Raw genomic sequence first — 14,721 nt, forward strand, 5'->3', positions numbered from 1 at the left:
AGCCCGCTCCCACAAAAACAAGGAAACCTTGAATGCTCCCGTTGAAGCCGCTCGCCCTGGCCATGTGTTGCCTAACGTTCGCCACCCAAAGTTTCGCATCGCCCAAACGCCCGAACATCGTCGTGTTGGTCGCCGACGATTGGGGCTACAGCGATGTGGGCGCATTCGGGGGCGAAATCGCCACGCCCAACATCGACACCCTTGCCCGCGAAGGTGTGCGCTTCTCGGATTTTCACGTCACGGCCTCCTGTTCGCCCACGCGCTCGATGCTGTTGACCGGCGTCGACAACCACCGCAACGGCGTCGGCAACATGCCGGAAACCATGCCCGATGAACACCTGGGCAAGCCCGGTTACAGCGGCGTACTCAACGACAATGCGATCACCGTGGCCAGCCTGCTAAGGGATGGCGGCTATCACACCTACATCACTGGCAAATGGCATTTGGGCAAAACCCCTGACACCTTGCCGGGCAATCGTGGTTTCGATCGCTCGTTCATCCAGGCCGACAGTGGTTCCGACAACTGGGAAGAACGACCCTACGCACCGCTTTACGACAAGGCCGCCTGGTTCGAGAACGGGCAGCCGGCGCACCTGCCCAAGGACTATTACTCCTCGACCTTTATCGTCGATAAAGCCATGGATTACATCGCCGCGGATCGACAGGACGGCAAACCGTTTTTCGCCTATCTGGGCTTTCAGGCCAATCACGTTCCCGTCCAGGCGCCCAAGGACGTCATCGACAACTACCGCGGTCGCTATGACGAAGGCTGGACCGCCTTGCGCAAGGCCCGTCGCGACCGCGCCGTGGAACTGGGGTTGATGCCCGCGAATGTCGGCCTGCAGACGATGGCCAGTACGGCGGACTGGGATGCTCTGAGCGAGGAGGAAAAACGCTACGAAGCACGACGCATGGAAGTCTATGCCGGTATGGGCGAGACCATGGATCGGGAGATCGGCCGCCTGATCGCTCACCTCAAAGCCACCGGCGAGTACGACAACACTGTGTTTGTGTTCCTGTCCGATAACGGCAGTGAACCCACCGACCCTTACACCCTTCCAGCACTGCGGGTGTGGCTGGAAATGAACTACACCCGTCAACTTGATCGCCTGGGCAGCAAGGGCGCCTTCACCAGCATCGGTCCAAGTTGGGCCAGCGCGGCGGCCTCGCCCTTGAGCGGCTACAAATTCTTTGCGGGCGAGGGCGGGTTGCGCACCCCGTTGATCGTTTCAGGGGTGCCTGGCATCCAGGCCAATCACATTGCCAGAACCTTCACCCATGTCACCGACATTGTCCCGACGCTGCTGGAGGTGGCCGGTATCCAACCCCACGGCGGCCATTACCAGGGTAAAGCCGTCGAACCGTTGATTGGCAGCAGTCTGGTACCGGTGCTGCAAGGCAATGCCGAGCGCGTGCATCCCGAGGATCAGGCCATTGGTTATGAACTGTCCGGCAGTGCAGCGCTATTCAAAGGCGATTACAAACTGGTGAAAAGCCTGAAGCCGGTGGGCAACGAGCAATGGCACCTTTACAACATCGCCACCGACCCCGGCGAAGTGATCGACTTGCAGCAGCAGATGCCGGAACGCTTCCAGAGCATGCAGGCCGACTACGCTGAATACGCCCGCGCCAACGGTGTGCTGCCGATGCCCGAGGGTTATGACTACATGCACCAGGGGCAGCTGTATGCCTTGAAGCACGTGGTCATGCCCAAGCTCAAGGCTGCCGCGCCGCCGGTCGTTGCGATCATCGCGTTGCTGGTGGGCGCGTTGGTATGGCATCGCCGTCGCAAGAGGGCGGCTTGAATGATGATTGACGAGGTCGACGAGTGGGGGCGCCGGTTGATTCATCGGCGCAAGGTTGAGTGCCTGGGCTATTTGCGTGCGGATGGCCTGTGGGATATCGAAGGGCGATTGAACGACAGCAAGACTCATCCCGTGGCCCTGGCGGAAGGCCAGATCGTGGCGGCGGGGCAGACCTATCATGGGATGCTGATTCGTCTGACCCTGAACGATGACTTTATTGTGCGTGAGGTAAATGTGGCCATGCCTGACGTTCCCACCAGCCAATGTCGCGGGGCAATGCCGGGCTATCAAAAATTGCTCGGCGAGCGGGTCGGGCCGGGGTTTTCGCGTCGGATCAAAGAGCTGTTTGGCGGGGTCGGTGGCTGTGTGCATTTGACAGAGTTGTTGCTGCCGATGGCTACGACGGCGTTTCAGACCATCCCCATGGCCCGCTCCCTGGTCGCGCCGCGCACCCCCGCCGACGTCGAAGCGTATCGCAACGCCAGGGGCCAGTTGCTCAACACCTGTCATGCCTTACGCGAAGACAGTCCTGTGGCGGTGTTCCTGAAAGACTGAGGCGAACCTTTGAAGAACACCCTGTGGCGAGGGGCTTTTGTGGCGAGGGGGCTTGTCGGAACGCCGCATCACCCCGTAGGGCTGCGTAACAGTCCCTCTTTTTAGGGCCGCTGCGCAGCCCAGCGGGAGCAAGCTCCCTCGCCACAAAAGCATGCCTGCTACACATGCGTTGCACGACAAAAATCCCGTGGCGGTGAACGCGACCTGTAGCAGCTGCCGAAGGCTGCGTTCGGCTGCGCCAGCTGCTACAGAGGTCAGATCAGTCGATGGATCTGCTCTTCACTCAAGCCTGCTTTGCGCAGAATGCCTGTGCTGTGTTCCCCTCGGGTCGGCACCTTGCCAACCGCCGAAGGCGTCGCTGAAAACCGTGGCGCTGGTGCCGCCTGCAACACGCCGTTCTCACGCGAGTACACGCCACGTTCGGCCATATGCGGATGGTGCAGGGCTTCGACCGGCGTCAATACCGGGGCGAAGCAGGCATCGGTGCCTTCCAGTAGATCGATCCAGTGCTGGCGTGGCTGGCTGGCAAACACGGCTTCCAGTCGCTTACGCAATGGCCCCCACAAACGTGGATCGTAGGGGCTCTTGAAGTCCGGGTCGTCCCCCAGTCCGAGCTTGCTGAACAGCAGCGCATTGAACTGCGGTTCAAGGGCTTGCACGCTGACAAACAATCCATCGGCACACGCATAGGTACGCGCCCAGTGCGCGCCATCGAGCAGCCCGCGACCGCGCTCCAGTGGCTGCTGACCGGCAGCGTGCGCCGACAGCAACAGGTTCATCAGGTTGGCGCTGCCATCGACAATCGCCGCATCCACCACCTGACCGACACCGTTGGTGCTGGCGTTGATGATCCCGGCCAGAATGCCCATCGCCAGGTACAGCGCACCGCCACCCAGATCGCCCACCAACGTAGGAGGCGCCATCGGTGGCTGACCAGCCTCGCCACTGAACCACAAGGCGCCGGACAGCGCGATGTAGTTGAGATCGTGGCCGGCGGCCTGCGCCAGTGGACCGTGTTGGCCCCAGCCGGTCATGCGCCCGTAGACCAGCCGTGGGTTGCGCGCCAGGCACACGTCGGGGCCCAGGCCCAGGCGCTCCATGACACCGGGGCGCATGCCTTCGATCAATGCGTCGGCACCCTCGATCAGGCGTAACACCGCGTCGACGGCTTCAGGGTCTTTGAGGTCCAGGGCAATCGATTGTTTGCCGCGATTGACGATAGCGTGCTTGCCAAGGTCGAGCATGTCAGCGCCCTTGGTAACCGAGCGCTCGACAAGGATCACCTCGGCGCCCATGTCCGCCAACAACATGCCGCAAAACGGCCCCGGGCCGATGCCGGCGATTTCGACGATACGAACGCCGTCCAATACGCCCATGTGCGTACTCCTTTGGATGAATTTAGAGGTGGGGGAGGTTAACGACGTAGAAACAACGCGGTCATCACGGCATGCAACACCACCGCAGGCCACAGTAATAACCCGCCGCCGACCCACACGCCGATGTACGCTAGGTACAACGCAATCGCCCCGTTGTAGAACAGCATCGAACGCAGCGCGGCCGGGTTGGCCGCTTTGGGCCAACACGCGATGCCGAGCGCAATCAGCGCGATGCCGAAACAGCGGGCGACCAGGTCGGTCGCGTCCGTCGCGGTCATCCCCAGCAACAGGTTGCAGACAAGGCCCGGCGTGAGCAGCAGCGCCGCGCCGGTCGCCAGTTCGATAACCGCAGAAACTACAAGAAGCTTATGCGGGGTAAGGGCGGGTACTGGATTCATGATCGTCCTTTGAGGAAAGAGAGGCGCTGGTTGCGCGGTCCTGTCGGATGAATTCGGCGGCTTGCTCGCCGATCATTACCGTGGCGGCGGTGGTGCTGCAACCAATGATAGTCGGCATGATCGAGGCATCGACCACACGCAGGCCTTCCAGCCCGTGCACCTTCAAGCGTGCATCCACGACAGCCATGGCGTCGCTGCCCATTTTGCAAGTCCCCACCGGGTGATAGAGGGTGTCGGACCGGTTGCGCAGGACGCTTTCGACTTCGGCGTCGGTGAACATCGGCTCATCAATGACATCTGTTGGGTTGAATGCCTTGAAGGCCGGAGTCGCCATCACCTTCTGGATGATGCGATAGCCTTTGATCAATGTCTTGATGTCGTCCGGGTGGGTGAGAAAGGCCGGGTCGATCAGTGGCGGGACCATGGGGTCCGCGCTGGCCAGGCTGAGTTGCCCGACGCTTTTCGGGTGCAGCAGGCAAGCATGAATACTCAGGCCATGACCGCGATACAGCGTGCGACCGTGGTCGGCGAACATGGCGATGGTCAGGGCCAGTTCGATGTCCGCCTGATGCAACTCAGCAGAGGTCTGGACGAAGGCACAGGCCTCGGCGAAGTTGGTGGTCAGCGGACCGCTGCGTCGCCGCCAGTAACGGATCGCCGCTTTGGCGATGTCCCAGGCTCCCGCCAGTGACAGGCCGATCAGGTGACGGGATTTCACACGGTATGAATGCACGTAATCGATGTGATCCACCAGGTTCTGGCCTACGCCCGGCAGTTCATGGACCACCGGGATGTCGAACTTCAGCAGCTCGCCAATCGGCCCCACGCCAGACAACAGCAGCAGATGCGGCGAATTGAAGGCCCCGGAACTCAGAATCAACTCGTGACGCGCGTGCAAGGTGCGCTTGACGCCGTTCTGGATGAACTCGACGCCCACCGCGCGCTTGCCGTCGAACAAGAGACGAGTGGCGTGTGCGTGGGTTTCGATGTGCAGGTTCGCCCGGTGGCGGTTTGGCGTCAGGTAGGCCTTGGCCGCGCTGCAACGCTGTCCGTCCTTTTGCATGACCTGCACACGACCGAAACCTTCCATGCTCGCGCCGTTCTGATCGGGGCAGGCCGGGTAACCCGCCTGTACGCCGGCCTCGACAAAGGTTTCGCCAAAGGGATTGGGCGAGGAGTGGAAACGCACATTCAGCGGGCCGTTCTGGCCGTGCAATTCGTCTTTGAAGTGTTCGTTGTGCTCGGCGCGCTTGAAGAACGGCAGCACCTCGCGATAGCTCCAGCCAGGATTGCCCAGGGCGGCCCAGCGGTCGAAGTCTTGCGGGTGACCGCGGTGATAGGCCATGGCATTGATCGAAGAACTGCCGCCCAGGGTCTTGCCCCGTGGTTGATAACCGGTGCGGCCGTTCAAGCCGGTTTGCGGCACGGTCTGGTATTGCCAGTTGTTGATCGAGGTTGGCACCATCGCCGCGACACCGGCCGGCATGTGCACCAGCGGATGAGTGTCGGGGCCACCGGCTTCCAGCAGGCAGACGGAACTGTTCGGATCTTCCGACAAGCGACTGGCGACCACGCAGCCGGCAGCACCCGCGCCCACAACGATGTAATCGAAATGCGTGTTCTCGTTCATGCGTTATTCTCTTTGTTCGATGCACAACTCAACGCATTGTGTGCAGAACGCCGGGTCGACACCGGTCAATAGAATGAATTCAACGGTCACTGGGAAAGGTGACTATCGCGCCAAGCATTGGAACATCACGCAGAAGCGCCATGCCGGTGATTGACCGATACAGATCCGGGGGCGAGTATCGGTTCTCGCATCCCCAGCAGTCAGGCCCATGTCAGGTTCGAAAATGGATACGTTCGGTACCGAAATTCCGTTGCAAGAAGACGCGCTGCAACCCTCCACCATCGGCAGCTATACCGTGGCTATTGCGCGGGCGCTGGACGCCAGTGGCATCGACAGCAAACGGATTTTCACCGCCACGGGCATCCCGCTGGGCCTGTCCACCGATCCGATGACCCGCTTGCCGGCCACTACCATGACGCGTTTGTATCGCGCCTGTGTCGATGTGACCAACAACCCGTATTTTGGCCTGACCGTGGCCAAGCATATCCATCTCACCCACTTGCACGCCTTGGGTTATTCCTTGGCTGCCAGCGGGTCCCTGATGGATTTCTGCCGACGCCTGGAGCGCTATTTCCGTTTGGTGTCCCAGGTTGCCAAGGCCAACGTCAGCCAGACCGACGAGCACGTCTTGCTGCGTTTCGACCACTTGGTCGAGCTCTGCGGCGAGACGGAAGATGCGTTCTTCGCCTTTCTGATCCGGGTGATGCGCTTGCTCTACAAGCAAGAGTTCAAGCCCGTGCGCGTGGAAATGCGCCGGCCGATGCCGCATGAGGGCGCGGCCCCGTATGAAGCATTGTTCCGTGCGCCGGTGTTGTTCAAGCAGCCGTCCAGCCTGCTGGTGTTCGACAAGATAGACCTGCAGCAAGTGCTGACCGGGTCCTGTCCAGAATTGGCTCAAGTCAATGACAACATCGTGATTGGCTATCTGGCGCGCCTGGACAAGCATGATGTGATCACCGGGGTCACCCAGAAAATCATCGAGTTCCTGCCCAACGGCGACTGCACTCGAGACAAGGTCGCCAGCGCGTTGTGCATGAGCCCGACCAAATTGCAGCTCAAGCTCTCCCAGCGCGGCACTCATTTCCAGCAACTGCTTGATGACACCCGCAAGGAACTGGCGTGCAGCTATCTGAGCCAGGCATCACGCCCGGTGACCGAAATCACCTTCCTGCTGGGCTTCAGTGACACCAGTAACTTCACCCGCGCCTTCAAACGCTGGACCGGGTTGTCGCCGACGGATTATCGCCAGCAACCCTGAAACATCCTTCCTGCACAAAAAACTCCCCAGGCTCCGCAACGTCGATCAGCTAAGTCATAACGCGATCCGTAGCAGCCGGACGCAGGCTTCGCCAGCTGCTACAAAAATTGCTTTACCGCTGAAATTGTTTAGCTGACCGATGATTTGGCCCAATTGACCGGCACCCCCCCGACTGCTCGCGATACAACAGTCTCGACCGATCCGGCCTGCGTTCCATAGAGCAGAACGCACCCCTGGATCCGGCACTTTCTTGAATGACTTTTCGTGAAACCACAGAGAAGGCGAGCACGCTAGATGAATAACAACAATAAGATCTGCCCAACCAATCTGCGACGCGGGCTTCTGGCCTCGGCGGTTCTCGCCGGGTTGGGAATGACGCCAGTGCAGGCATTCGAGTTCGACACGGGGAACGAGGACCTGTCGGTACGTTTCGACAACACCTTCAAGTTCAACTACGCCCAGCGGGTCGAAGCGCCGAATACCAAACTTGCCAACTCGTGGAACAACAACGACGGCGATCGCAATTTTTCGTCCGGCAGCCCTGTCGCCCAGCGCCTCGACATCCTCTCGGAGCTGGATGTGGTGTACAAAAAACAGATGGGTTTTCGGGTCAGTGCCAACAGCTGGTACGACCATGCGTATGACGATATCGGCAGTTTCAACCCCTCGACCAATCAACTGAATGACGGCAGACCCGATTCGCGTCACCAGAGCGGTTATGCCGACCGTTACTACAACGGTCCTTCGGCGGAAATCCTCGACGCATTCGTGTTCGGCAGCACCGAGGTCGGCGACGAGTCGTTGCTGAGCGGCAAGGCCGGCAAGCACACCCTTTATTGGGGCGAAAGCGTGTTGGCTTTTGCCCACGGCAACAGTTATGGCCAGTCGGGTCTGGATTTGTCCAAGGCCCTTGCCGTGCCGGGCACTGAAGCCAAAGAGCTGTTCATTCCGCGAAACCAGTTGTCCACCAGCCTCACCGTCAACCAGGAGTTGACCTTGGCCGCGCAATATTTCCTCGACTGGGACGCCGCGCGGTTGCCAGAGTCAGGCACGTACCTGGGCTTCAACGACGGGATCCAGAGCGGCGGCCACAACCTGTCGCTGATCGCCGCGCAGAATCCTCGTTTCGGTACACCCGGTCCGTTGGGCGCCAATCAGTTCCTGCGACTCACCAATGGCCACACGTACACGCCTGACAACCACGGTGACTTCGGTCTGATGGCCAAGTGGAGCCCGGCGTGGCTCGATGGCACCTTGGGTGTTTACTACCGAAAAACCTCGGACATCCTGCCCAATCTGGTGCTGCAACCGACCGCCGTCGGGCCGGCGCAGTTGATTTCCGGCAACGCTGGCAGTTACAACCAGTTCTACGTCGACGACATCGACGTCTACGGTTTCAGCCTGGCCAAAAGCATCGCAGGCGTGAGCGTCGGTTTCGACCTCAACTACCGCCAAAACATGCCGCTGTCCAGCGTTCCGGCCACCGTCAACCCAACGCTGGGCGCAGCAGGGCGCCCGGGTTTCATCAGCAGCTTTGATGGTGAAAATGGCGTGGCTCGCGGCAATACCGTGCATGCGGTTTTAAACGGCCTGACGACCTTCGGCGATACCCCGTTCTGGGATTCCTCTTCATTGCTGGTCGAGCTCGGCTATAGCCGCTGGCTGGACGTGACCGAGAACAAGCAACTGTTCAAGGGCGAAGACTGGTACCGCGGTGTCGACAAGGTGTCCAAGGACAACTACATCCTCGGCATGAACTTCAACCCGACCTGGTATCAGGTGTTCCCCGGCATCGATATGTTCATGCCGGTCAGCTACAACGTCGGCCTCGCGGGCCAGTCCGCCGTGCAACTGGGCGGCAACAAAGGCACCGGCAGCTACTCGGTCGGCGTCGGCATGGATGTGCGCAGCCAGTACCGTTTCGACCTCAAGTACGTCGATAACTTTGGCGACTTCGACACCTGCGGTTCTGCCGGCAACGCCGGTACGCAAGGCGATGGGGCGGCTCCGGGTGCCAACGGTCAATACAACTGCGTTCCCGGCCAGACCTCTGCGTTTGCCGGTACCGTGGCCCAGCTCAAGGATCGCGGCATGGTCACTTTCACTTTTAAAACCACCCTCTGATCTTCGAGCTGTGCGTTAACAGGAGACACTCATGAATTTCATCAAATCAGTATTGGCTACCGCACTGGCGCTGGCCGTCGCAGGGTCCGCCCATGCGGCCGTCAGCGCCGACCAGGCTGCGAAACTCGGCACCAGCCTGACGCCGGTAGGGGCTGACAAAGCCGCCAACGCCGATGGCAGCATTCCCGCTTACACGGGCGGGCTGACGACGATTCCAGCCGATTTCAAAACCGGCGACTCGTTCCGCCCGGACCCGTTTGCGGCGGAAAAGCCGCGCCTGGTGATCACTGCTCAGAACCTCGCCGAGCAAAAAGACAAACTGACCGCGACGGCCCAGGCGTTGCTCAGCCGTTATCCGTCCTATCGTCTCGACGTGTACCCGACCCATCGCAGCGTTGGACTGCCCAAAGGGGTATTGGACAACACCGCTAAAAATGCCGTGACCGCCAAGACCACCGACGGTGGCCTGTCACTGGAAAACGTCCTGCCGGGTGTGCCGTTTCCGATCCCGGCCGACGGTAACGAAGCGATGTGGAACCACTTGCTGCGTTATCAAGGCGTGGCCATGACCAACAAGTACGATTCCTGGAACGTTGACTCCTCCGGCGCGGCGTCCCTGAGTTCCACCGGTAATTTCTTTATCGAATACCCGTTGTACTCGCCGGTACGCCCGGTCGGTCCAGTGTCGGCCGATGAAGTGTTCTACAAGATCAAACTCGCGTACTCCGGCCCGGCTCGCCGTGCCGGTGAAGCGCTGTTGCTCATGGATTCGGTCAACCCGCTGACTCAGCCGCGTCGCGCCTGGCAATACTTGCCGGGGCAACGTCGGGTGAAGCTGGCGCCGGACCTGGCCTACGACACGCCAAACCCCGGCACCGTCGGCGCCGCGACTTACGACGACGCCTTCCTGTTCAACGGCGCGATGGACCGTTACGACTTCAAACTGGTCGGCAAGAAAGAACTCTACGTGCCGTACAACACCTACAAACTGAGCTACCACAAGGACGCGGCCGATGTGATGAAGGCCAATCACGTCAACCCCGACCTGCTGCGTTGGGAGCTGCACCGCGTGTGGGTGGTCGAAGCCACGCTTAAACCGGGCAAGCGCCACATCTACAGCAAGCGCACGTTCTACCTCGACGAAGACAGCTGGATCGCTTTGGCCTCCGACGAGTATGACGCCCGTGGCCAGCTCTACCGTGGCGGCTTCTCGCACCTGACTTACAGCTATGACGTGCAGGCCCCGGACACGATCAACCACATGCTCTATGACCTGATTTCCGGCGCCTACAACGTCAACGGTTTCTACGGCCCTTACGGTGGCCTGAAGTACATCGATCCGCTGTCCAAGGCGCAATGGTCCGCCGAGTCGCTGGCCGGCACCGGCATCCGTTAAACCCTGCAATCCCCCCTGTGTGAGCGAGCCTGCTCGCGATAGCGGTCTGACAGTCGACCTCTGCGTTGAATGTACTGGCCTCATCGCGAGCAGGCTCGCTCCCACAAGGGAACTGTGGTGTGCACTGAGAAAATAATAATGACGATGATCAAGTGGTTTTTGCTTGCCGCGCTGTCAGCTTCCCTGGCCGTGCCTTTTACCCGGCCGGTGATCGCTGGCGAGTTTGCCGGTGTGCTCGATACGCCTGCACTGCATAGCGATCTGGCCGCGCAGTCGACGTTGACCGGGTTGACCCTGGCCGGCGAGCGATTGGTTGCCGTGGGCCAACGCGGGCACATTTTATATTCCGATGATGCCGGCCAGCACTGGCAGCAGGCACAGGTGCCGGTCAGTTCGGATTTGGTTGCCGTGCACTTTCCAAGCCCTCGACAAGGATGGGCAGTCGGGCACGATGGCGTGGTCCTGCACAGCATCGACGCCGGCCAGACTTGGAGCCGACAACTGGACGGGCGTCAGGTCGGGCCGATTCTGCTTGATTACTACCAGTATCAACTGGCCAACCAACCCGACAACGCAGACCTGCAAGCTCGGGTCAGCGACGCTCAACGCATGGTCGAGGACGGTGCCGACAAACCTTTCCTTGATGTCTGGTTCGAAAGCGAACAGGTCGGTTACATCATTGGCGCCTTCAACCTGATTTTCCGCACCGACGATGGCGGTCGCAGCTGGACACCGTTGCTCGAACACACCGACAACCCCAGTGCCCTGAATCTCTACGCCCTACGCCCGGTGGGTGCCGATTTGTTCGTGGTCGGCGAACAAGGCCTGGTGATGAAGCTGGACCGCGCGAGTGGCCGCTTCAACGCTACCCCTACGCCGTACAACGGCAGCTTTTTCGGCATTACCGGCAAACCGGGAGCCACGCTGGTCTTCGGTCTGCGTGGCAATGTCTTTCGCAGCACTGACAGTGGAGCGAGCTGGAGCAAAATCGACCTCGGTCTACCTCTGAGCATTACCGCCAGCAGCGTCACTGCCGATGGCCGGATTGTGCTGGTCAGCCAGGCCGGCCACGTGCTGGTCAGTGTCGATGACGGCGCAAGCTTCCAGATCAAACCGAACACCTCGCTGGCCCCGGTGGCCGCCGCGCAAGTGGCCACTGGCAGCTCGCTGGTGCTCGCAGGCACCCGTGGCCTGCGGCAGTTTCCCCTTGAATAAGCCCGGCATTACAAAGAGAACTCCATGATGGGTCACTACGAACTTGAAACAATGCCGGTCATCCGCGAGCTCAAGGGCTTCGACGCACGCTCTGGTAACGCCCTGGAACGGCTGATTTTCAACAACCGCTTGTGGGTGGTGCTGGCCTGCCTGATGGTGACGGTGGCGCTGAGCTTTTTCGCCATGACCCGGCTGACGCTCAATGCCAGCTTCGAAAAGATGATCCCGCAGAGCCAGCCTTTCATTAAAAACTACCTGGAGAACCGCCAGGCCTTGCGCGGTCTGGGCAATGCCGTGCGGGTTGTGGTTGAAAGCAGCAATGGCGACATTTTCGATCCGCACTATCTGGACGCCTTGAAAGAGATCAACGACGAACTGTTCGTGACCCCGGGTGTCGATCGTGCGTGGATGAAGTCACTGTGGACACCGGCGGTGCGCTGGACCGAAGTCACCGAGCAAGGCTTTCAGGGCGGCCCGGTGATGCCCGACTCCTATGACGGTTCGGCGCAGAGCGTTCAGCAGTTACGGCAGAACATCGCCCGTTCGGGCATCGTCGGCAGTTTGATCGGCAACAACTTCAAATCGAGCATGATCTTCGTGCCGCTGCTGGAGAAAGACCCGGTCACCGGGCAGGGCATCGACTACCACCAGTTCTCGAAAACCCTCGAAGAAAAGCTGCGCAACAAGTACGAGTATGAAGGTGGCGTTCGCGTTGTGGGCGAGGAGGGCAAAGGCCCGATCAAGATCCGCGTCATCGGTTTCGCCAAACTGGTCGGCGACCTGATCGATGGCTTGATGCAAGTGATGCTGTATTTTGGCGCCGCCGCGCTGATTGCCACGGCCATCATTTTCTACTTCACCCGGTGTGTGCGCAGTACGGCGCTGGTGATCCTCTGTTCCGTGATTGCAGTGGTCTGGCAATTGGGCCTGGTCGCACTGTTTGGTTTTGCGCTGGACCCGTTCTCGATTCTGGTGCCGTTTCTGGTGTTCGCCATCGGCGTCTCCCACGGCGCGCAGAAGATGAACGGGATCATGCAGGACGTCGGTCGCGGCACTCATCAATTGGTTGCTGCACGTTACACCTTCCGCCGTCTGTTCCTGGCGGGGCTGACCGCGTTGCTGGCCGACGCCGTGGGCTTTGCCGTGTTGATGCTGATCGATATCCCTGTGATTCAGGACCTGGCGATTACCGCCAGCATCGGTGTCGCGGTGCTGATCTTCACCAACCTGGTGTTGCTGCCGGTGTTGCTGTCGTATTGGGGCGTGAGCCGCAAGGCGGCCGAGCGCAGTCTGCGTGCAGAGAACAAGGAACTGCGCGGCAAAGGCATGGGGGCGCTCTGGAGTTTCCTCGACAAGTTCACCGAACGCCGCTGGGCCACCGTTGCCGTCGTCATCTCGGGTTTGTTGGCGGTGGGCGGAATTGTTGTCAGCCAACATCTAAAGATCGGCGACCTCGATCCTGGCGCCCCGGAACTGCGTTCTGACTCGCGCTACAACCGTGACAACGCTTACATCACGGCCAACTATTCTCTGTCCAGCGACCAGTTCGCGATCATGCTCAAGACCCCCAGTGAAGGCTGCCTGAAATACGAAACCCTGGTGGAAGCCGATCGTCTGGCCTGGCTGTTGCAGCAGCAACCGGGGGTGCAAACCACGGTGTCGCTGGTCAATGCGGTGCGCCAGATCACGGCGGGTTCCTATGAAGGCAACCCGAAGATGTTGACCATCGCGCGCAACCAGGACGTGCTCAACTACGGCGCGCAGCAGGCGTCGGTCAGCAGTCCGGACCTGTTCAACAATGATTGCTCGATGATGCCGATCGTGGCGTATCTGTCGGATCACAAGGCCGAAACCCTCGACCGCGTGGTGCAAGTGGCCGAAACGTTTGCTCGTGAACACAGCAACGGCGAGCGTCAGTTCATGCTCGCCGCCGGCAGCGCCGGGATTGAAGCGGCGACCAACATCGTTGTGCGCGACGCCAACCGCACGATGCTGTTGTACGTGTACGGCGCTGTCATTGTGCTGTGCTTCATCACCTTCCGCAACTGGCGCGCGGTGGTGGTGGCGGTGGTGCCGTTGATGCTGACTTCAATACTTTGCGAGGCCTTGATGGTCTGGCTCGGTATGGGCGTCAAAGTCGCCACGTTGCCGGTGATCGCCCTCGGCGTGGGGATTGGCGTGGATTACGCGTTGTACCTGTTGAGCGTGCAACTGGCGCAGCAACGTGCCGGTTTGTCGCTGACCGAGGCCTACCGCAACGCCGTGGCGTTCACCGGGAAAGTGGTGGCATTGGTCGGGATTACCCTCGCCGCCGGTGTCATCACCTGGGCCTGGTCGCCAATCAAGTTCCAGGCGGACATGGGCATCCTGCTGACGTTCATGTTCATCTGGAACATGATCGGGGCGTTGGTGCTGATTCCGGCGCTATCGCACTTCCTGTTGCGCAAAGTGCGATAGGCAGGATCATCGATTAAAAGTGATAGTTCAGTAGCCTCGGCAATGATCGCCGTTGATCGAATTCACTCCAGGGGCGGCGAGCAGCGCTCGTCGCCCCCTGACGGTTACTTGCCGGTAGCGGCTGCCAGCAGCGGCGCCATTTGTTCATCGGTCAGTGCGGCCTGAACTTCCATCTTCATGAGGTCGTTCCACTCCAGCACCCACTTTTGAATCGCTATAGGATCGTTCGCCTCCGCCACGCCAAAACCGCTCGAACCGCCTATGGCATGCCAGCGTCCGAGCATTTTGACGCCGGCCGGTGGGGCGCCCCCGGTCTTGAGGAAACGCTCGATGGCTTTGTTGCGATTGTCCGCACTGATCGACCATTTGACTATGAATAACATCTGCCACCTCCTGCTACGGATTGGCACCTGTTTGTCTTCGCGCACCTGGCTGGTGCCGGGGCCACGATTACGCCTCTGTTCCCAGCGCTCTATTCTGGCTGGTGTAAAACCCTTTCTCCCATGA

11 protein-coding genes are annotated in these 14,721 nt (G+C 60.3%); 7 read left to right on the top strand and 4 right to left on the bottom strand.

The features are described from left to right. The first annotated feature begins 32 nt into the window (after positions 1–32). On the top strand, positions 33–1,805 hold the full coding sequence (locus ACA068_RS12505) for an arylsulfatase (protein ID WP_497310104.1): 1,773 nt from the start codon (positions 33–35) through the stop codon (positions 1,803–1,805). Beyond that, positions 1,806–2,360 (top strand): DUF2889 domain-containing protein, encoded by a 555-nt coding sequence (locus ACA068_RS12510; RefSeq protein WP_497310105.1) that lies wholly within the window; start codon positions 1,806–1,808, stop codon positions 2,358–2,360. It begins immediately after the preceding gene. A 254-nt stretch (positions 2,361–2,614) separates the two neighbouring features. Here ACA068_RS12510 and ACA068_RS12515 read toward each other — a convergent pair whose 3' ends face one another. The 3 genes from ACA068_RS12515 to ACA068_RS12525 are packed head-to-tail and all read right to left on the bottom strand — an operon-like array spanning position 2,615 to position 5,764. Continuing rightward, positions 2,615–3,736 (bottom strand): CaiB/BaiF CoA transferase family protein, encoded by a 1,122-nt coding sequence (locus ACA068_RS12515; RefSeq protein WP_497310106.1) that lies wholly within the window; start codon positions 3,734–3,736, stop codon positions 2,615–2,617. Between the two features lie 38 nt (positions 3,737–3,774). Next, the gene (locus ACA068_RS12520; protein ID WP_497310107.1) at positions 3,775–4,134 is read right to left on the bottom strand and encodes a hypothetical protein; all 360 of its coding nucleotides are present in this window, start codon (positions 4,132–4,134) and stop codon (positions 3,775–3,777) included. Then, the gene (locus tag ACA068_RS12525) at positions 4,103–5,764 is read right to left on the bottom strand and encodes a GMC family oxidoreductase (RefSeq protein WP_497310108.1); all 1,662 of its coding nucleotides are present in this window, start codon (positions 5,762–5,764) and stop codon (positions 4,103–4,105) included. Before ACA068_RS12525 ends, ACA068_RS12520 begins: the two co-directional genes overlap by 32 nt. A 208-nt stretch (positions 5,765–5,972) precedes the next feature. On the opposite strand from ACA068_RS12525, the gene ACA068_RS12530 reads away from it, so the two are divergent. The 5 genes from ACA068_RS12530 to ACA068_RS12550 all read left to right on the top strand — a co-directional run bounded on the left by ACA068_RS12530 (position 5,973) and on the right by ACA068_RS12550 (position 14,214). Beyond that, on the top strand, positions 5,973–7,022 hold the full coding sequence (locus ACA068_RS12530) for an AraC family transcriptional regulator (RefSeq protein WP_497310109.1): 1,050 nt from the start codon (positions 5,973–5,975) through the stop codon (positions 7,020–7,022). 294 nt (positions 7,023–7,316) lie between these two features. Beyond that, positions 7,317–9,146, top strand: coding sequence for a DUF1302 domain-containing protein (locus tag ACA068_RS12535; protein ID WP_497310110.1), 1,830 nt, complete (start codon positions 7,317–7,319; stop codon positions 9,144–9,146). A gap of 31 nt (positions 9,147–9,177) precedes the next feature. Further along, positions 9,178–10,542 carry a DUF1329 domain-containing protein gene (locus tag ACA068_RS12540; RefSeq protein ID WP_497310111.1) on the top strand — a complete coding sequence of 455 codons (1,365 nt, stop codon included), beginning with the start codon at positions 9,178–9,180 and terminating at the stop codon, positions 10,540–10,542. 138 nt (positions 10,543–10,680) lie between these two features. Continuing rightward, the gene (locus ACA068_RS12545) at positions 10,681–11,757 is read left to right on the top strand and encodes a WD40/YVTN/BNR-like repeat-containing protein (RefSeq protein WP_497310112.1); all 1,077 of its coding nucleotides are present in this window, start codon (positions 10,681–10,683) and stop codon (positions 11,755–11,757) included. Between the two features lie 27 nt (positions 11,758–11,784). Beyond that, positions 11,785–14,214 (top strand): efflux RND transporter permease subunit, encoded by a 2,430-nt coding sequence (locus tag ACA068_RS12550; RefSeq protein ID WP_497310578.1) that lies wholly within the window; start codon positions 11,785–11,787, stop codon positions 14,212–14,214. A 104-nt stretch (positions 14,215–14,318) separates the two neighbouring features. On the opposite strand, the gene ACA068_RS12555 is transcribed toward ACA068_RS12550, so the two are convergent. Further along, positions 14,319–14,597: a DUF3303 domain-containing protein gene (locus tag ACA068_RS12555; RefSeq protein WP_497310113.1), complete on the bottom strand. Its 279-nt coding sequence runs from the start codon at positions 14,595–14,597 to the stop codon at positions 14,319–14,321. Positions 14,598–14,721 lie beyond the last annotated feature (124 nt).

It is taken from the genome of Pseudomonas sp. LBUM1660 (assembly GCF_059695935.1).